Origin of the sequence: Rhizobium lentis (assembly GCF_014200175.1) — a bacterium.
GTDB lineage: Bacteria > Pseudomonadota > Alphaproteobacteria > Rhizobiales > Rhizobiaceae > Rhizobium > Rhizobium mulingense.
Genome location: NZ_JACHBD010000001.1, coordinates 779,505 through 795,674, shown reverse-complemented (window position 1 = coordinate 795,674; position 16,170 = coordinate 779,505). Strand labels below are relative to the sequence as shown.

Below are 16,170 nucleotides of genomic sequence, written 5' to 3'. Positions count from 1 at the left end.
GCTGGTTCATCTCATGCAGAAATTGAAAGAGCCGGTCGAACGCCGGCTCTTTTTAGTCGAAGAGGCTGGAGACGGATTCTTCCTGGCTCGTACGGCTGATGGCTTCGCCGATCAGCGGAGCGGTCGTCACGACGCGGATATTATGGGCGGACTGCACGGCCGTCGTCGGCTGGATCGAGTCGGTGATGACAAGTTCGCGCAGCTTGGACGATGCGACGCGGGTGACGGCGCCGCCCGACAGCACGCCGTGGGTGATATAAGCGGTGACGCTGGAAGCGCCCTTGGCGAGCAGCGCATCGGCTGCATTGCAGAGCGTGCCGCCGGAATCGACGATATCGTCGATCAGCAAGCAGTCCTTGCCGGTAACGTCGCCGATGATGTTCATGACTTCGGATTCACCCGGCCGGTCGCGACGCTTGTCGACAATCGACAAAAGACAGTCCAGCCGCTTGGCGAGCGCACGGGCGCGAACGACGCCGCCGACGTCAGGCGAGACGACCATGACGTTGCTGAGGTCATAGTGGCTCTTGATGTCGCGCGTCAGGACCGGCAGCGCGTAAAGATTGTCTGTCGGAATATCGAAGAAACCCTGGATCTGACCGGCGTGGAGATCGAGCGTCATGACGCGGTCGGCGCCGGCTTCAGTGATCAGGTTCGAGACGAGCTTGGCCGAAATCGGTGTGCGGCCGGAGGCGCGGCGGTCTTGGCGGGCATAGCCAAAATAGGGGAGGACGGCGGTGATGCGGCGGGCAGACGAACGACGCATAGCGTCGATCATGATTAGCAGTTCCATCAAATGGTCGTTGGCAGGATAGGACGTGGGCTGTACGAGGAAAACGTCCTCGCCGCGGACGTTTTCCTGGATTTCCACGAAGATTTCCTGATCGGCAAACCTTCGGACACTGGCTTTCCCCAAGGGAACGTTGAGATAGTTGCAGATCGCTTCGGCGAGTTGCCGGTTCGAATTGCCTGCGAAAACCTTCATGTTGGTCCGCCTGTTATGCGCTGATAGCCGCGCTTTTTAGTCAGCTTCCCTGTGAATGCAAGGGCAAAGGCGCCACAGGCTTCCATATTTGCAAAAAGTTTGTGACTAACCGCCCTGTGCCTGCCGCCAAGAGGTGAATTCCGCGATGGTTTTCGAGGCGATCTGCTGCATCACCGAAGCCGGAACGCCGGCCCAGGGGTCGGCCGCGGCCGTCGGTACGCTTTCCTGCCCCTGAATGCGGTGCAGGCGGGCGCCGCCACTGTCGAGAATGTCCCAGACATAGACCACGGTGACTTTACCGTCGTCGCTGAAGGCGGAGAGATAGCCTTTGAGGATGTAGTCGCTGCTCGTATCGTTCGAGCTCTTGATGGAAAGGCCGTGCGCCCGCGCCTCGGCGCCAAGCTGGCGCGAGAGGGGCGTGACGGCTTGCACCGGCGCGCCGATGATCGGCAGGAAGCGCACGGTATTGCCGCGGGCGGAAGAGGCGCCGGGCGTGAGGGCGGCGGTCTGCTGCGGCTGCGCGTCGAGCGCCTGACTGGTCTGCGCCTGAAACCCGGGACCGGTGGCCGCCGGCGGCAGCGCCTGTCCCTCGATCGGGGCGGAGGCAGCGGGCGAGGTGCTGTTCCTCGACAGGGCGTCGGCCTGTTCCTGCATCGTTGTCGGCGGGGCGCCGCTGCCGGGCCGATAGGCTCCGGGCGATTGATTATAGGCGGGATGATAGCCATTCGGCTGCGAGCCTGCGGCGAAAACCGGTTGACGCGTGCCCGCCAAACCTTCGGCCTCACGCTGGGTCACCGGGCTTGACGGCGCGACTCCGGAGGGATCGCCGATGCCGACCTGCGGCGTCAGCGCGTCGGTGGTATTGCAGGCGGTAAGCAGGGCCATGACGAACAGGAGCGTGGGCGCAGTCGCAGCTCGCGTCATCCCGTAATCCGTCCTTCCTACAATCGCATCAGCCCGCCCGAATTTATGCGGGCGGGGATGGTCGTCTGTCAATTCCGGATTCTCATCCGTCAATGCCGGGTTTCAACGGCCGATAAAATCGAGCGGATGACGAGACAATGCGCGCGGCGCATCCGCCGTCGTCAGATAGGTCTGTCCGAGCGTCATCGCGGTTCCCGTATCGGAATCGGCAATGATCATGTGCACGAAGAGCGACATGTTCGGCTCGATCGGCTGCGGATTGCCGACATGGAACATCTGATGCTCCATCCAGGAGGGCGAGAAGCGGGCGCCGAGCGAATAACCGCAGGCATTCAGCCGGTGGCGGGCGAGGCCGCGGTCGTCGATGATCCTGGCATGCATATCGAAGACGTCGCCGAAGGTGTGGCCGGGCTTCAGCACGGTCTCGATCGCTTCGATGGTTTCGCGGCAGGCATTGTAGAGCTCGCGATGGCGTTGCAGCGGCTCGCCGATGACGATCGTGCGCATCATGGCGGCATGATAATGCGCGTAGGTGCCGGCCCATTCGAGTGTCAGCTGGTCATTGGCGTCGAGCTTGCGGCGGCCGGCCTTGTAGCGGCAGAGCAGCGCGTCGGCTGCGGAGCCGATGATGAACTCGTTGGCGGGATAGTCTCCGCCGCCGGAAAAAATCGCTCCCTGCATGGCGGCGAGGATGTCGGCCTCGTCGGCGCCCGGTTTCGTCAGCCGGATCGCGGCGTCGAGCGCGTCGTCGGCGAGCTCTGCAGCCCGTTCGACATAGGCGACCTCGGTCGGGCTCTTGATCAGACGAAGACGACTGACGAGATAGGAGGCGTCGACGATCTGGCCGAAAGTGGTCAGCTGCGCGTCGAGCAGGCGGGCGACGCGGCCGGTCATGCCGTGCGTATCATATTCGACGCCGATGCGGGCGCCGAGCAGATCCATCTCGACCAGCAGGTTCTTCAGGTCGAGCGTCGGATCGGCATTGACCCTGTCGACCCAGATATGAATATCCTCAAGGATCGATGTGTGCTTGGCTTGGCGAAGATCGGCCGAGCGGGTGATCAGCGCCATGCTGCCGTCGCTCTTGACGATGAGCGTCTGGAAGAAGCAGTAGCCGAAGGTGTCGTAGCCGGTCAGCCAGTACATGCTTTCCTGGGCGAAGAGCAGCAGGGCGTCGAGCTTTTCTTCCTTCATCTTCTCGGTGAGGCGCGCCAGTCGGCTTGCGAACTCGGCCTTTTCGAAGTGCAGTGCCATTCTGATCAAGTCTCCCTGATTGATATCGCTGAAATCTGGCGGCCGTAGTCCGGCTCCTTGCGATGCGTCGTCCGGCGATAGGAAAAGAAGCGCTCGCTGTCCGGATAGGTGCAGAGGCCGAGGCTTTCGGCCCGAACGCCGGCCCGGGTCAGCCTGTCGATGGTCAGTGCCGGCAGATCGAACATGGCGTGGCCCGGCGTTGCCGAAGGCATGAAGAACCGCTCGTAATCGGGATTTTCGGCGATGAAGCGATCGACGAATTCCGGTCCGACTTCGTAACTCTCCTGGCTGATCGAGGGGCCGAGGCAGGCCAGTATGCTGCCGCGGTCGGAACCCAGGGCTTCCATGGCTGCGATGGTGTTTTCGAGCACGCCGGTCAGCGCACCCTTCCAGCCGGCATGGGCGGCGCCGATGACGCGATTTTCGGGATCGACAAAGAGGATTGGGCCGCAATCGGCGGCCAGCACGCCAAGCACAATGCCGGGGACTGCCGTCACCATTGCGTCGGCATCGGGGCGAGCGCCGTCATAGTCGGCGCCGATCGTCACGACATCGGGAGAATGCACCTGATGAACGGTTGCCAACCGCTCGATCGGCAGATCGAACCAGGCGGCGACGCGGCGGCGGTTTTCCATCACCTTGCCCCGCTCGTCGCTGGAGCCGAGGCCGACATTGAGACCGCGATAGATCCCTTCGGAAACGCCGCCAGCGCGGGTGAAATAACCGTGGCGGATGGCGGTGCCAGCCGCTTCGTTCAGCAGCACGCTTTCGATCGGTGCGGGAGAGGCCGCGTCCTGCATCTGTGATTCCGGGCTTTTCGAGAGGTTTGTTATTGTCCCGAGCGCATCGCATCGGCGGCGCGCTTCAAGTTGCTGTTCGCGGGGATGTTGGCTCAGCCGCGTGCGCCCTGTCAATCCACCGGACGAAAGGGCATGAGATCGACGGCCGGGTGCGAGACGGCCATGACCTTGAAGAGTTCGCCCATCCGGCCCTCACCGGCGCCGGCAAGTCTATCGACTGCCGTCTGGATGACCTGCTGGGTCTGCGGCTCGCGGTCGCGCCCGAGAGCAGCGGCGCGCTCGAGAATGCCGAGGCCGGTCAGAAAGTCGCCCTGGTGCACGGCGCCGTTCAGATGCAGGCCTGATGTCAGCGCCGTCTCGGCGAGCTGCTGGAAATCGACATGGCTCGTCAGATCGGCTTCGCCGGGATGGGCAAGCGGCGGGTCGAATTCATGCATGCGCACGGCCTGCAGCGTATCGCCGAAGCCGGTGACGAGATGGCCGTAGTCGATGACAAGCGCCGTGCCGCTGAAGGCGCGCAGCCGCTCGCAGATCGCCATCATCACCGCCTGGCGGGCAGGGGAAATCTCGAACAGCGTGCCGAGCGGCAGGTTCTGCACCGGTTCGGGAAGCAGCGCGGGATCGAGGCCGGCGACACCGGCTGCGAAGGTCAGCTCGCCGTCTGCGTCGAGCCCGACCATGCGCTCGCGGAAACCTGTCTGCGTGCGGACAAACTGGCGGATCGGGATCGCGTCGAACAATTCATTGGCGGCGAACAGGGTGAAGCCGGGCGGGACTTCATCGAAGCCGTCGTGCCAGGCGATTCTCTCGCCATAGGCTTCGAGCGTCTGGCTCTGGACGTCGCGCAGACGCTCGCTGGTTTCGACAAGATGCACGCTCATGGTGTCGAAAAGCGGTGGGGCGATGCGAGCGATGACGCGCAGCATGTCGGCCATCATCGTACCGCGGCCGGGCCCGATCTCGACGAGGCGCACATCCGCCGGCGTGCCATGACGCTGCCAGGCATGGACGATGAAGACGCCGATCATTTCGCCGAAGATCTGGCTAACTTCCGGCGCGGTGACGAAGTCGCCGGAGCGGCCGAAGGGCTCACGGGTGCGGTAATAGCCATGTTCGGGATCGGCCAGGCAGAGCGAGAAATAATCGGTGACGCTGATCGGGCCGTTGGCCTGGATGATCGCCTTGATCTTTTCGCCGAGAGCGGTGTTCATGTCGTTTATCCGCCGTGTCAGAGCTGCAACGCAGCCTGGCGACGGGCGCGCAGCATCGCCCAGAGGCCGAGCAGGATCATCGGCGAGGAGAGAACCATGCCCATGGTCATCCAGGTGGTGCCGAGGAGGTAGCCGAGCTGGGCGTCGGGCTCGCGGAAGAATTCCACGAAGATGCGCGACAGCGCATAGCCGCAGACGAAGACGCCGGTGACGAAGCCCGGGGTTTTCAGCGCCCGCATGCCGTAGACGAGGGCGGCCAGAACCAGAAGCAGAACGATGCCTTCGAGGCCGGCCTCGTAGAGCTGGCTCGGGTGGCGGGCGAACGGACCGCCGGTCGGGAAGACCACGGCCCAGGGCACGTCGGTCAAGCGGCCCCAGAGCTCGCCATTGATGAAATTGGCGATGCGGCCAAAGAACAGGCCGAAGGGAACGACCGTGGCGACGATGTCGAACAGGCTCCAGATCGGAATGGCGTGGCGGCGGGCAAAGAGGATCATGGCGATCGTCGTACCGGCCAGGCCGCCGTGGAACGACATGCCGCCGTTCCAGATCTGAACCGCACGCACGGGCTCATGCAGGACGGCTGTAAGATCGTAGAAGAAAATATAGCCGAGGCGACCGCCGAGGACGACGCCGAGAGCTGCCCAGACGATGAAATCGTCGAGCTGCACCCTTGATATCGGCGACGCGTTGTCAGGCCAAAGGCTGTCATTGGCGGCGATGCGGCGGGCATAGGCCCAGCCGAGCAGAATGCCGGCGACATAGGCGAGACCGTACCAGTGAATCGCCAGCGGACCGATCGAAAAGGCGATCGGATCGATGTCCGGGAAAGGCATGATGGCAAGGAGATCGGCGGCTATCGGCAAGGTTTTCCCATCCGTTGAAGTCGGCGGAACATGCCGCTGCGATCCCGGACGGTCAAGTCCATTGTTCGTGATCTCGCTTTCACAGCCCGGCCCGGCGAGGACTATCCCGTGCAAAGCGCTTGCATCGCCGATGGCGAAGCCCTACCTCAGTCTTCAAGGCCCTGAAGGGCCGGATTCACCGCATGCGAAGGGAGAAAAACGCCATGACGACCGGAACGAACCGCATCATGGATGAGTTCGCCAAGCTGATGACCGACGCGGCAGGTGCTGCCCAGGGCGTCCGCAAGGAGATCGAGACGGCTTTCAACGCCCAGGCCGAGCGTTGGCTGAACAGCATGGACGTCGTCAAGCGCGAGGAATTCGAGGCCGTGCGCGAGATGGCGATCAAGGCACGCGACGAAAACGAGGCGCTTGCCGCCCGCATCACGGCTTTGGAAGCGAAGCTTGCCGGCGAGGGCCACTGATATCCCGGTATGGTGCAGACGCGGCGTTGCCTTCATGTCACACGTCGCGTCTGTCACAAAAAATTCCAGGTGAGTTTTCCACCTGTGGACACTGCCAAAAAAGCCAATTCGCAGAGTCGCTTATTCTCCCTTCTGAATTGAGTTTCGAAGAGCTTTCCACAACGGCCCGTCCGTATTTTCCTCTCAGGGGGCTGGCAGGTGGCAAGGGTCATTATACACTGATTTTAAATGATGATTCGAAGCGACTTGGTAAGCTCCGGGCAGGTTATCTGCGTTAAGTCTGGCAGCGGTTCAACGATCATCCGGTGGTAGTTTCCGGTATTTGAGTGTGTCTTTCTTGTGTTCGTACACGAAGTTAAGTCGCATTCATTCCGGTCAAGAAGGTGCTGCATGAACCTGATGGAATTGGAAGTCGAGCGTCAGTCGAACCCGGTCGATATGATCGAGTACGTGGCCTCCAACAATGACTGGTCGTTCGAACGGTCCGGCGAGGACGAGATCGCGATGACGGTCGAGGGGCGCTGGACGGACTATCATGTCTCCTTCTCCTGGATGGAGGAATTCGAGGCGCTGCATCTTGGCTGCGCATTCGATATCAAAGTCCCCGACATCAGGGTCAACGAGGTGGTCAAGCTGCTCTCGGCGATCAACGGTCAGGTGCTGATGGGGCATTTCGACCTCTGGCGCCAGGAAGACGTCGTCATCTTCAGGCAGTCGCTGCTGCTTGCCGGCGGCGCCGAGCCGACCAACCGCCAGGTGGAGGTGCTGCTTTCCAGCGCGCTCGACACCTGCGAGGCCTATTTCCAGGCTTTCCAGTTCGTCGTCTGGTCCGGCATGGATGCGTCCAAGGCAATGGAAGCCGTGCTGTTCGAAACGGTCGGCGAGGCATAACATGCCAGCCAAGGCTTTCTCCTCGAAGCATCCCGTCGTTCTGATCGGCGCCGGCAATATGGGTGGCGCGATGCTCTCCGGCTGGCTGAAGAGCGGCGTTCCGGGCTCGGCCGTCATCGTCGTAGATCCCGGCCCGTCGCCGGCGATGCTGGCGACGATCGGTGAGGCGGGAGCGACCCATCTTGCAGCGCTTCCGGCAGGGTTGAAGGCAGGCGTCTTGTTCCTTGCGGTGAAGCCGCAGGTGATGGAGGCGGTGTTGCCGGCGGTGAAAAGCGCTGTCGGGCCGGAGACGGTCGTCGTCTCGGTCGCTGCCGGCAAGACGCTCGGTTTTCTCGAAAAGCATCTCGGGAAGGCCGCCATGGTACGGGCCATGCCGAACACGCCTGCCATGGTCGGTCGTGGGGTCACCGGGGCCTATGCCAATTCAGCGGTCAGCGATCAGCAGCGCGAGCGCGTCCATTCGCTTCTGCGCGTTTCCGGCCCGGTCGAATGGGTGCCCGCGGAAGCCGATATCGATGCCGTGACGGCGCTTTCCGGCAGTGGCCCGGCCTATGTTTTCTATCTCGTCGAATGTATGGCGGAGGCGGGCCGTAAGCTCGGCCTGCAGGCGGACCTCGCCATGCGTCTTGCGCGGGAAACTGTCGCGGGGGCTGGTGAACTCTTGCACCAGTCCCCCGACGATGCTTCGCGGCTGCGGCAGAACGTGACTTCTCCGGGCGGCACGACGGCGGCGGCGTTGGCGGTGCTGATGGCCGAAAACGGCATGCAGCCCTTGTTCGACTCGGCACTCGCGGCAGCGCGCAAGCGGGCCGAGGAACTGGCCGGCTGACGGAGCCACTTATGGCCGAAGAGATCACCTACGCCGATTTCGATCGTGTCGACATACGTGTCGGCACCATCGTTGAGGCCAGTCCCTTTCCGGAAGCGCGCAAACCGGCGTTCAAGCTGGTGATCGATTTCGGTCCCGAGATCGGCACGAGGAAATCCTCGGCGCAGATCACCGTGCATTATACGCCGGAAAGCCTGGTCGGCCGGCAGGTGCTCGGCGTCGTCAACTTCCCGCCGCGCCAGATCGGTCCGTTTCGCTCGGAAGTGCTGACGCTGGGCTTCGAGGACGAGAACGGCGCGATCGTGCTTGCGGCTGTCGAACAAGGCGTACCGAACGGTCGGAAAATGATGTGAGTGTCAGCTCACACCGTTTTATCGGGTGGTTTCGCCTGACGAACCCGCGCCGGCTAGCCCATCGGCTCGGATTTCTTGCAAGAACGGATTGCTGCGGCGTTCATCGCCGATGCGGCTGCCGGGACCGTGGCCGCAGATGAAGCCGACATCGTCGCCGAGCGGCAGCACCTTATCGCGGATCGAATCCAGAAGCTGCTGATGATTGCCGCCGGGCAGGTCGGTGCGGCCGATTGAGCCGTTAAATAACACGTCGCCGAGATGGGCGAAGTTCTGTGCGCGATTAAAATAGATGACATGTCCGGGGGCATGGCCGGGCGCGTGATAGACCTCAAACTCGTGGACGCCGAAGGAAACTTTGTCGCCATCCTTGAGCCAGCGGTCGGGCAGGACGTTGCGCAATCCTGATATGCCGTAGTTCGCCGCCTGGGTCTCGATGCGCTGCAACAGCGGCAGGTCGTCTTGGTGCGGGCCGACGATGTCGACGCCGAGGGCTTCCTTCAACTCTTTGGCGCCGCCAGCATGGTCGAGGTGGCCGTGCGTCAGCCAGATTTCCTTGATGGTCAGGCCGCTCTTCTGGATCGCCTGGAGAATGAGCGGCACGTCGCCACCCGGATCGACGACGACGCCTTCCAGGGTATCTGGATCGAAGAAGACCGTGCAGTTCTGCTGAAAAGGTGTCACCGGAATGATGCCGGCCTGGAGCATGCCCATAAGCGCCTCGCTTGGTGTCTCGGGTGCTCAGGTATAGTTCGAAACGACGGCAAGGACAGCCGGAATCTGCTGGTGCGCGAGCTGTTTCACGGCAAAAAAACAAGCTGCAACACAAATTTATAGGGTTCGCCGCTTCTCCCATGCAGCGGTAGAATTAGGCTTTTTCTATATTTTTCAAATGCTTGTCCGTGGTTCTCTGATGTCGCCCATTTGTCGGGCGGAGGCCAGGGGAACATCGTGGAACGCCGCGCGTTGTCCGGCCATCGAAACCAAGGAGACGCTCACATGACCTTGAAGAGAAACATCCTACTGGCTGGAGCCGTGCTCCTGGCGACCGGCGGTCTGGCGCAGGCGGAGATGGTCGCGACCACGGTCAACGACCTCAACGTCCGCGCAGGTCCGGGTCCGCAATATCCTACAGTCGGCCTTGCTACCCGCGGCTCGACCGCAGTGCTCGATGGCTGCATCGAAGGCAGCCGCTGGTGCCGCGTCGACGTCAACGGCATGCGCGGCTGGGTCTATGCCGATTATCTGCAGATGGATTATGGCGGCAACCAGGTGATCGTCGAGCAGCACCGCGCCGAAATCGGCGTTCCCGTCGTCACTTACGAGTCGACCGCCAGCGTCGTCCCGGCTGACCCGCAGCCGGCGCCAGGCGACGAACTGATCGGCCCGGTCGGGGCTGTCGAGACCATCACTCCGCCGGAGACGGTGCGCACCTATATCGAAACCAATCCAATTGATACGGTGCGGCTCGGCGGCGATGTCGTCGTCGGTGCCGAAGTGCCGGATGATGTCACATTCCAGACCATCCCCGATTATGAATACCGTTATACCAGGATCAACGACCGTCCCGTGCTGGTCGATCCCGGCACGCGCCGGATCGTCTATGTCTATCAATAAAATGGTCGATCAAGTTGAATCGAGGCGGCCACCGGGCCGCCTTTCGTTTGAGAAGACTTCGCGACCCCGGCGGTCGCTGGCTCTTCGCCTTAATCACGCATCGGTTGATTTTTCTTCACGCCTTTTTTCTCGAGTATGATAAAATGCTAACATGCCGAAGGTTCGGCATATTGGCGGCGATCGGGGAGATCGCTAAGGAGGAAATCATGGAAGCCCTACTTCCGTTCATCGTCCAATTGATTGCCGGTGCCATCGGCGGCAATGCTGCGAGCGCCGCCTTGAAGCAGCATGCGATCAATGTCGTGGCCCGTACGATTGCCGGCGCGATCGGCGGTGTCGGCGGCGGCATGCTGCTCGGCATGGTCGGCGGGGACGTTGCAGCGACCGGGCTGATTGCCGACGGTATCGGCGGCCTGATCGGCGGCGGCATTCTCTCGACGCTCGCCGGACTGGTGATGGCGCGGGCGCATAGGTAGCCCGACCGCACCGATCATGTGAAGGGCTTATCCGGCGGCGATCGCCGCCGGATAGAATGCAGTCGGCCTGCGCCGAAACGCCCATCATCCCGCTGCCGCGCCAGGCGATCGGCCTGACACCTCCGGCGCTCCACGCGCCATGCCTGTTGATTGTTGTCCCCATTACGTTTTATCCACAGATGCAGGGGGAAATTGCGCGGTGCGCCGGATGGGCCTTGGTTCCAAGAAATGCCAAGCAGATAAAGGTCCCTGCGGGGCTGCCGCAGGGTTCGGAAAGCCGGCAGTGACGCAAATTTAAGTCAACAAAACTGACCTATCCCCGCGAAACGTCCCGCAGTGCGGAGAAGAGAAAGGAAAGCCGAGTGTCACGACAGACCGGTCCGAAAACGGGCAAGCCGGAGCCGTTGGCCACGCCGATGGAAGATACCGAGACGATCGATTTCGAGATCATCGAGCTGTTCTTCTTTGCTTATCGCGACTTCGTTTCCGATCCCGACGCCATCCTCGAAAAGAGCGGTTTCGGCCGGGCGCATCATCGTGTCGTGCATTTCGTCAACCGCAATCCCGGCATGACGGTGGCCGATCTTCTCGACACGCTGAAGATCACCAAGCAGAGTCTTGCAAGGGTGCTGAAACAGCTGATCGATTCAGGCTATATTCGCCAGGTGGCGGGGCCTGAGGACCGGCGGCAGCGCAAGCTTTATCCGACGAAATCGGGGCGCGAGCTGGCGCTTGCGCTCGCAGAGCCGCAATCGCGCCGCATTGAGCGGGCATTCGAAGGAGCCTCCGCGCAGGTGCGGGAGGGGGTGAAGGCCTTCCTCGGGGGCATGCGGGACAGAAAGAAGGCGGATTGAATGGCGGTCAAGACAGGTATTTCCGATGATGCGGCGCATCTGCTGGTGGTTGACGACGACTCCCGCATCCGCGCGCTGCTCAATCGTTATCTTGCGGAGAACGGTTTTCGCGTCACCGTCGCGGCCGACGGCGCCGAGGCGCAGCGTAAGCTTGCGGGTCTCGATTTCGATCTCATCATCATGGATGTGATGATGCCTGGTGAATCTGGCATCGACGTCACCCGCGGGCTTCGCGCCATCAAGAACGTGCCGATCATCATGCTGACAGCGCTGGCGGAATCGGGCAACCGCATCGAAGGCCTCGAGGCCGGCGCCGACGACTATCTCTCCAAGCCCTTCGATCCGCGCGAGCTGGTGCTGCGCATCAACAACATCCTACGTCGTAACGCCGGCGGAGAGGGGCTGAAGATCGAACAGGTGATGTTCGGGCCCTATACTTTCTCCTTGACCCGCAAGGAGTTGAAGAAGGCCAGCGAGGTGATCCGGCTCACCGACCGCGAGCAGGAAATCATGCTGCTCTTTGCGCGCCGCGCCGGTGACACGATCCCCCGGCACGAGCTGATCGGCAACGACACTGAGGTCGGCGAGCGGACGATCGACGTGCAGATCAACCGGCTCAGGCGCAAGATCGAGGAGGATCCGGCCAACCCCGTCTGGCTGCAGACAGTGCGCGGGATCGGATACAGGCTGAGCATCGACTAAAGCGCTGCGCGATCTTTCAGATTCGCTTGTCGCGCTTTAGATCTTTGTTTTTGCGCATGTCGCTATCGCAAAACCGCTGCACACTTTTGCGCGACATGCTTTAGATTTGAGGAAACGGAACATGATGCCGATAATGGTTCACACTTTCCGGCACCATGCTCTGAAAGGCCAGGACCGACGTTGATGGCGACAATCGACAGCTTGCGGCGGGAAGACCGCGCTCCTGCTGCGGGCTGGCGCTGGATCGTCCGCTGGCTGCGGCGCCGATTGCCCACCGGGCTTTACGCACGCTCGCTGCTGATCATCATCATTCCGATGGTGCTCTTGCAATCCGTCGTCGCCGCCGTCTTCATGGAGCGCCACTGGCAGATGGTGACGGAGCGGCTGTCGCTCGCCGTCACCCGCGACATCGCCGCGATCATCGAGATTGTTGAGACCTATCCGCAGAATTCGGACTATGGCGAGATTATCCGCATCGCGCGTGATCAGCTCAACCTGCAGATCTCGATCGAGCCCGACGGCGACCTGCCGCCGCCGCGGGTCAAGCCGTTCTTCTCGATCCTTGACGGCATCCTCAGCGACGAGATCACCGACGAGATCCACCGGCCCTTCTGGATCGACACGGTCGGCAACTCGAATCTGGTCGAGATCCGCATCAAGCTGGAAAACAAGATCCTCAGGGTGCTGGCCAAACGCAGTCAGACCTATGCCTCGAATACCCATATCTTCATCGTCTGGATGGTCGGCACCTCGCTGGTGCTGATCGGTATCTCGATCCTCTTCCTGCGGGGACAGATACGCCCGATCCTGATGCTGGCGCGGGCGGCCGAAAGCTTCGGTAAGGGGCAGAAGCCCGACAATTTCTATCCGCGCGGCGCCGACGAGGTCCGGCGCGCCGGCCTTGCCTTCATTCTGATGCGCGAGCGCATCGAGCGGCAGATCGAGCAGCGTACGGCGATGCTCTCCGGCGTCAGCCACGATCTGCGCACCATCCTCACTCGCTTCAAACTGCAACTGGCGCTCGCCGGCGACAATCCCGACCTGCATGGTCTGAACGATGACGTCAATGATATGCAGACGATGCTGGAGGCTTACATGGCTTTCGCGCGCGGCGAGGTCGAAGAGGATGTCGGCGAACTGAAGCTCAGCGAGATCTTCGCCAAACTGGAAGCCGATTTCGCCCTGCACGGCAAGACATTCGCCTATTCGATTGAAGGCGACGACGAGATATCGGTCAGGCCGAACGCCTTTATGCGTCTCGTCACCAACCTGGCCTCGAACGCGCGCCGCTATGCCAACAGGCTCGACATCGAAGCCAAACACAACGCCAAATGGCTGACCGTTATCTTTGACGATGACGGGCCGGGCATTCCGGAGAAGAATCGCGAGGACGTGTTCAAACCGTTCTTCCGGCTGGACGCGGCGCGCAACCTCGATGCGTCGGGCACCGGGCTCGGTCTTGCGATCGCCCGTGACATTGCCCGCAGCCATGGCGGCAACGTCACGCTCGGCGACAGCCCGCTTGGAGGCTTGAGGGCGACGATCCGCATTCCGGCTTAAACACTCGTTGCCGTGAGCTTTACGGCATTGCGCGCATCGAAATCGCCGAGGCGCTCGACGATCCATCGCCAAAGCGTTGCGACCTGCATGAGAAGGTCGAATCCGAGCGGCGTCAATTCATATTCGACGCGCGGCGGCACCTCGGGATAGAGTGTGCGGATGATGAGGCCGTCGCTTTCGAGGGTACGCAGCGTCTGCGTCAGAACTTTCTGACTGATGCCCTCGACCCGCTCCATCAGACGCGAGAAACGTAAAGGCGCGCCGGCATCGGAGAGCACGTGCAGGATGCGCAGCGGCCATTTTGCCGCCGCCCGCTCGACCAAGGCGCGCGCTCGCGCATCCTGTTCATCCGTCATGTTGCTGCAGAAATCGAATATGTCGCCGGTCACCTTTGTTACCTCGGGGTGCGTATGGATCGTGTTGGTGCCTTCTTTCGATTGGAAACGATAGATCATACATGGGCAGGGAACCAATGAAGAAGAGGTTTCCGATGTCGAAGGTTTGGTTGATTACGGGGAGTTCGCGCGGTCTCGGCCGGGCGCTGGCGGAGGCAGTCCTGGCCTCCGGTGACAATCTGGTGGCGACGGCACGCAATCCCGCCCAGCTTGCCGATCTTTCCGAGCGCTATGGCGGGCAGGTGCTGACGCTGGCGCTTGACGTGACGAACGAGGCGGCAGCGGCCTCAACCGTCGAGGCAGCCGTCAAGAGGTTCGGCCGTATCGACGTGCTCGTCAACAATGCGGGCTATGGCAATGTCGGCTCGATCGAGGATACCAGCCTTGCCGATTTCCGCGCCCAGATCGAAACCAACCTGTTCGGCACGATCATCATGAGCAAGGCGGTGATCGCCTTGATGCGTGGGCAGGGGGCGGGCCATATTATTCAGTTCTCCTCCGTCGGCGGGCGTATCGGGCCTGCCGGCCGCGGCGCTTATTCGGCGGCAAAATTCGGTATCGAGGGTTTCTCCGAAGTGCTGGCGAAGGAGGTTTCGCCATTCGGCATCAAGGTGACGGTGGTTGAGCCCGGCGGCTTCAGGACGGATTTCGCCGGCGCTTCGACAGTGCTTGCCGAGGGGCGGGCGGAATATGCGGAAACGGTCGGCGCCACGGTGCGCTTTCAGCGCGAGTATGACGGCCGTCAGCCCGGCGATCCCGCCAAAGCGGCTGCGGTTATTATCCACATTGCCGGTCTCGACGAGCCGCCGTTCCGGCTGCTGCTTGGCAGCGATGCGGTGCGCAACGTCGAGAAGGCGGATGCAGCGCGCATCGCAGCCGACCGGGAATGGCGCGCCGTCAGCGTCTCGACCGATTTAGAGCCTGATGCCGAGGTGGGACCGATGCCCTGGGAGAAGAAGCCCGGCTGACGAAGCCAAAAACAAAAGCGCCGCTCAGGAGCGGCGCTTCATGATGAATTGACGGAAGATTAGCCGGCGGTGCAGAAATGGCTGCGGCCGTCGTTGCCGATGTAAGTGCCGCTGCGCGGGTCGAAGGAGCGATAGCGGTAAGAGCAATAACGCTCCCACTGCGGCGACCAGGGCTCCACAGCGGTGCGGACCGGCGCATAATATCGCGGCTCTTCGACGTATTGCGGCTGCTCGACATAGACGCGGCGCGGGGCGCGATAGACCGGAGCGGGCTCGTAATAGCTGGGCTCGTAGGGCGGGTCGATGTAGCGGGGTTCATCGTAAACCGGGCCGTTATTGGCATTGGCGATCGCCGAGCCGACGATCAGGCCGGTGGCGAGGCCGACCGCGCCGCCGACGAGGGCGTCATTGTTGTTATGATGGCGCCAATGGTGATCGCCGGCCGATGCCTCGCCAATCGCAGAAAGGGTAAGTGCAGCAGCGGTTGCCGTCAGCAGAAGAGTTTTTGCGAGCCTGTTCATCAGCATAAAATCCTAATCCCGGGAACCGAACCCCGGTTCCTTTCTCGATGATGCTAGAGGTACAGCCCGCTAGCTGAACGAGGGCTGAATGACAAAACCCGGCATTGCTGCCGGGCCTCAACTCGAAATTCGACAGCCTTGTTAAGGGTTCAGCCTGCAATCTGCAGATTGACGGCCTTGGGGCCCTTGCCGCGGCGATCCGGCTCCGTGTCGAAGCTTACCTTCTGGTTTTCCGTCAGACCGGCCAGCCCGGAGGCCTGGACGGCAGAAATGTGAACGAAGATATCGGCGCCGCCCCGGTCCGGCTTGATGAAGCCGAAGCCTTTGTCGGTATTGAAGAATTTTACAGTGCCAGTTTCGGCCATGCGTCAGGTCCTTTTCTCTCTGCCCGCCATCCACACGGGCAGCATCATAGCATTGCCTCCTTGCGGGAGGTGTTGGCAGGCAATTCTTGAAATGTGAGAAAAAGGTCCCCTCTACCTCGGCCTGCCCCAGACAGGACT

At 61.8% G+C, this 16,170-nt stretch carries 20 protein-coding genes; 10 read left to right on the top strand and 10 right to left on the bottom strand.

Annotated features, from left to right (window positions below):
* Positions 1–52: 52 nt before the first annotated feature.
* From GGI60_RS03890 to lgt, 6 genes are all read right to left on the bottom strand, one after another.
* Positions 53–985, bottom strand: coding sequence for a ribose-phosphate pyrophosphokinase (locus GGI60_RS03890; protein ID WP_183912451.1), 933 nt, complete (start codon positions 983–985; stop codon positions 53–55).
* A gap of 105 nt (positions 986–1,090) precedes the next feature.
* Positions 1,091–1,909, bottom strand: coding sequence for a hypothetical protein (locus GGI60_RS03885; RefSeq protein WP_183912453.1), 819 nt, complete (start codon positions 1,907–1,909; stop codon positions 1,091–1,093).
* 102 nt (positions 1,910–2,011) lie between these two features.
* Complete coding sequence (locus GGI60_RS03880) at positions 2,012–3,163, bottom strand: M24 family metallopeptidase (RefSeq protein WP_183912455.1); 1,152 nt, start codon at positions 3,161–3,163, stop codon at positions 2,012–2,014.
* 5 nt (positions 3,164–3,168) lie between these two features.
* A complete protein-coding gene (gene pgeF / locus GGI60_RS03875) occupies positions 3,169–3,963 on the bottom strand; it encodes a peptidoglycan editing factor PgeF (protein ID WP_183912457.1) in 795 nt (264 codons plus the stop codon).
* A 110-nt stretch (positions 3,964–4,073) separates the two neighbouring features.
* Complete coding sequence (locus GGI60_RS03870; protein WP_183912459.1) at positions 4,074–5,174, bottom strand: class I SAM-dependent methyltransferase; 1,101 nt, start codon at positions 5,172–5,174, stop codon at positions 4,074–4,076.
* A gap of 17 nt (positions 5,175–5,191) precedes the next feature.
* Positions 5,192–6,040, bottom strand: coding sequence for a prolipoprotein diacylglyceryl transferase (gene lgt, locus GGI60_RS03865; protein ID WP_183912460.1), 849 nt, complete (start codon positions 6,038–6,040; stop codon positions 5,192–5,194).
* Between the two features lie 203 nt (positions 6,041–6,243).
* On the opposite strand from lgt, the gene GGI60_RS03860 reads away from it, so the two are divergent.
* The 4 genes from GGI60_RS03860 to GGI60_RS03845 all read left to right on the top strand — a co-directional run bounded on the left by GGI60_RS03860 (position 6,244) and on the right by GGI60_RS03845 (position 8,577).
* A complete protein-coding gene (locus GGI60_RS03860; protein WP_183912462.1) occupies positions 6,244–6,504 on the top strand; it encodes an accessory factor UbiK family protein in 261 nt (86 codons plus the stop codon).
* A gap of 390 nt (positions 6,505–6,894) precedes the next feature.
* Entirely contained in the window at positions 6,895–7,395 is a 501-nt protein-coding gene (locus tag GGI60_RS03855) for a YbjN domain-containing protein (RefSeq protein WP_183912464.1), read from the top strand.
* A 1-nt stretch (position 7,396) separates the two neighbouring features.
* A complete protein-coding gene (gene proC, locus GGI60_RS03850; protein ID WP_183912466.1) occupies positions 7,397–8,224 on the top strand; it encodes a pyrroline-5-carboxylate reductase in 828 nt (275 codons plus the stop codon).
* An 11-nt stretch (positions 8,225–8,235) separates the two neighbouring features.
* On the top strand, positions 8,236–8,577 hold the full coding sequence (locus GGI60_RS03845; RefSeq protein WP_183912468.1) for a tRNA-binding protein: 342 nt from the start codon (positions 8,236–8,238) through the stop codon (positions 8,575–8,577).
* An 18-nt stretch (positions 8,578–8,595) separates the two neighbouring features.
* On the opposite strand, the gene GGI60_RS03840 is transcribed toward GGI60_RS03845, so the two are convergent.
* Positions 8,596–9,288 carry an MBL fold metallo-hydrolase gene (locus tag GGI60_RS03840; protein WP_183912470.1) on the bottom strand — a complete coding sequence of 231 codons (693 nt, stop codon included), beginning with the start codon at positions 9,286–9,288 and terminating at the stop codon, positions 8,596–8,598.
* A gap of 285 nt (positions 9,289–9,573) precedes the next feature.
* Between GGI60_RS03840 and GGI60_RS03835 the strand changes: the two genes are divergently transcribed.
* From GGI60_RS03835 to GGI60_RS03815, 5 genes are all read left to right on the top strand, one after another.
* Positions 9,574–10,191: a DUF1236 domain-containing protein gene (locus tag GGI60_RS03835; RefSeq protein WP_183912472.1), complete on the top strand. Its 618-nt coding sequence runs from the start codon at positions 9,574–9,576 to the stop codon at positions 10,189–10,191.
* A gap of 206 nt (positions 10,192–10,397) precedes the next feature.
* Positions 10,398–10,667 carry a hypothetical protein gene (locus GGI60_RS03830; RefSeq protein ID WP_097605065.1) on the top strand — a complete coding sequence of 90 codons (270 nt, stop codon included), beginning with the start codon at positions 10,398–10,400 and terminating at the stop codon, positions 10,665–10,667.
* Between the two features lie 362 nt (positions 10,668–11,029).
* Entirely contained in the window at positions 11,030–11,521 is a 492-nt protein-coding gene (locus GGI60_RS03825) for a MarR family winged helix-turn-helix transcriptional regulator (protein WP_183912474.1), read from the top strand.
* The gene (locus tag GGI60_RS03820; RefSeq protein WP_004680166.1) at positions 11,522–12,223 is read left to right on the top strand and encodes a response regulator; all 702 of its coding nucleotides are present in this window, start codon (positions 11,522–11,524) and stop codon (positions 12,221–12,223) included.
* A 183-nt stretch (positions 12,224–12,406) separates the two neighbouring features.
* Positions 12,407–13,783, top strand: coding sequence for an ATP-binding protein (locus tag GGI60_RS03815; RefSeq protein WP_183912476.1), 1,377 nt, complete (start codon positions 12,407–12,409; stop codon positions 13,781–13,783).
* On the opposite strand, the gene GGI60_RS03810 is transcribed toward GGI60_RS03815, so the two are convergent.
* Positions 13,780–14,238: a helix-turn-helix domain-containing protein gene (locus GGI60_RS03810; protein ID WP_183912478.1), complete on the bottom strand. Its 459-nt coding sequence runs from the start codon at positions 14,236–14,238 to the stop codon at positions 13,780–13,782. The genes GGI60_RS03815 and GGI60_RS03810 overlap by 4 nt on opposite strands.
* A gap of 35 nt (positions 14,239–14,273) precedes the next feature.
* Between GGI60_RS03810 and GGI60_RS03805 the strand changes: the two genes are divergently transcribed.
* The gene (locus tag GGI60_RS03805) at positions 14,274–15,146 is read left to right on the top strand and encodes an oxidoreductase (RefSeq protein ID WP_183912480.1); all 873 of its coding nucleotides are present in this window, start codon (positions 14,274–14,276) and stop codon (positions 15,144–15,146) included.
* A gap of 59 nt (positions 15,147–15,205) precedes the next feature.
* Here GGI60_RS03805 and GGI60_RS03800 read toward each other — a convergent pair whose 3' ends face one another.
* Positions 15,206–15,667, bottom strand: a complete 462-nt coding sequence (locus GGI60_RS03800) for a BA14K family protein (RefSeq protein ID WP_004680172.1) — start codon at positions 15,665–15,667, stop codon at positions 15,206–15,208.
* Between the two features lie 149 nt (positions 15,668–15,816).
* Entirely contained in the window at positions 15,817–16,032 is a 216-nt protein-coding gene (locus GGI60_RS03795) for a cold-shock protein (RefSeq protein WP_003561293.1), read from the bottom strand.
* Positions 16,033–16,170 lie beyond the last annotated feature (138 nt).

Coding starts and splice junctions, on each gene's coding strand:
- GGI60_RS03860 (WP_183912462.1), top strand. CDS start 6,244: ATGACGACCGGAACGAACCGCATCATGGATGAGTTCGCCAAGCTGATG.
- GGI60_RS03795 (WP_003561293.1), bottom strand. CDS start 16,032: ATGGCCGAAACTGGCACTGTAAAATTCTTCAATACCGACAAAGGCTTC.
- GGI60_RS03885 (WP_183912453.1), bottom strand. CDS start 1,909: ATGACGCGAGCTGCGACTGCGCCCACGCTCCTGTTCGTCATGGCCCTG.
- GGI60_RS03805 (WP_183912480.1), top strand. CDS start 14,274: ATGTCGAAGGTTTGGTTGATTACGGGGAGTTCGCGCGGTCTCGGCCGG.
- pgeF (WP_183912457.1), bottom strand. CDS start 3,963: ATGCAGGACGCGGCCTCTCCCGCACCGATCGAAAGCGTGCTGCTGAAC.
- GGI60_RS03840 (WP_183912470.1), bottom strand. CDS start 9,288: ATGGGCATGCTCCAGGCCGGCATCATTCCGGTGACACCTTTTCAGCAG.
- GGI60_RS03835 (WP_183912472.1), top strand. CDS start 9,574: ATGACCTTGAAGAGAAACATCCTACTGGCTGGAGCCGTGCTCCTGGCG.
- GGI60_RS03815 (WP_183912476.1), top strand. CDS start 12,407: ATGGCGACAATCGACAGCTTGCGGCGGGAAGACCGCGCTCCTGCTGCG.
- GGI60_RS03880 (WP_183912455.1), bottom strand. CDS start 3,163: ATGGCACTGCACTTCGAAAAGGCCGAGTTCGCAAGCCGACTGGCGCGC.
- GGI60_RS03890 (WP_183912451.1), bottom strand. CDS start 985: ATGAAGGTTTTCGCAGGCAATTCGAACCGGCAACTCGCCGAAGCGATC.
- proC (WP_183912466.1), top strand. CDS start 7,397: ATGCCAGCCAAGGCTTTCTCCTCGAAGCATCCCGTCGTTCTGATCGGC.
- GGI60_RS03830 (WP_097605065.1), top strand. CDS start 10,398: ATGGAAGCCCTACTTCCGTTCATCGTCCAATTGATTGCCGGTGCCATC.
- GGI60_RS03820 (WP_004680166.1), top strand. CDS start 11,522: ATGGCGGTCAAGACAGGTATTTCCGATGATGCGGCGCATCTGCTGGTG.
- GGI60_RS03870 (WP_183912459.1), bottom strand. CDS start 5,174: ATGAACACCGCTCTCGGCGAAAAGATCAAGGCGATCATCCAGGCCAAC.
- GGI60_RS03855 (WP_183912464.1), top strand. CDS start 6,895: ATGAACCTGATGGAATTGGAAGTCGAGCGTCAGTCGAACCCGGTCGAT.
- GGI60_RS03810 (WP_183912478.1), bottom strand. CDS start 14,238: ATGATCTATCGTTTCCAATCGAAAGAAGGCACCAACACGATCCATACG.
- GGI60_RS03800 (WP_004680172.1), bottom strand. CDS start 15,667: ATGAACAGGCTCGCAAAAACTCTTCTGCTGACGGCAACCGCTGCTGCA.
- GGI60_RS03845 (WP_183912468.1), top strand. CDS start 8,236: ATGGCCGAAGAGATCACCTACGCCGATTTCGATCGTGTCGACATACGT.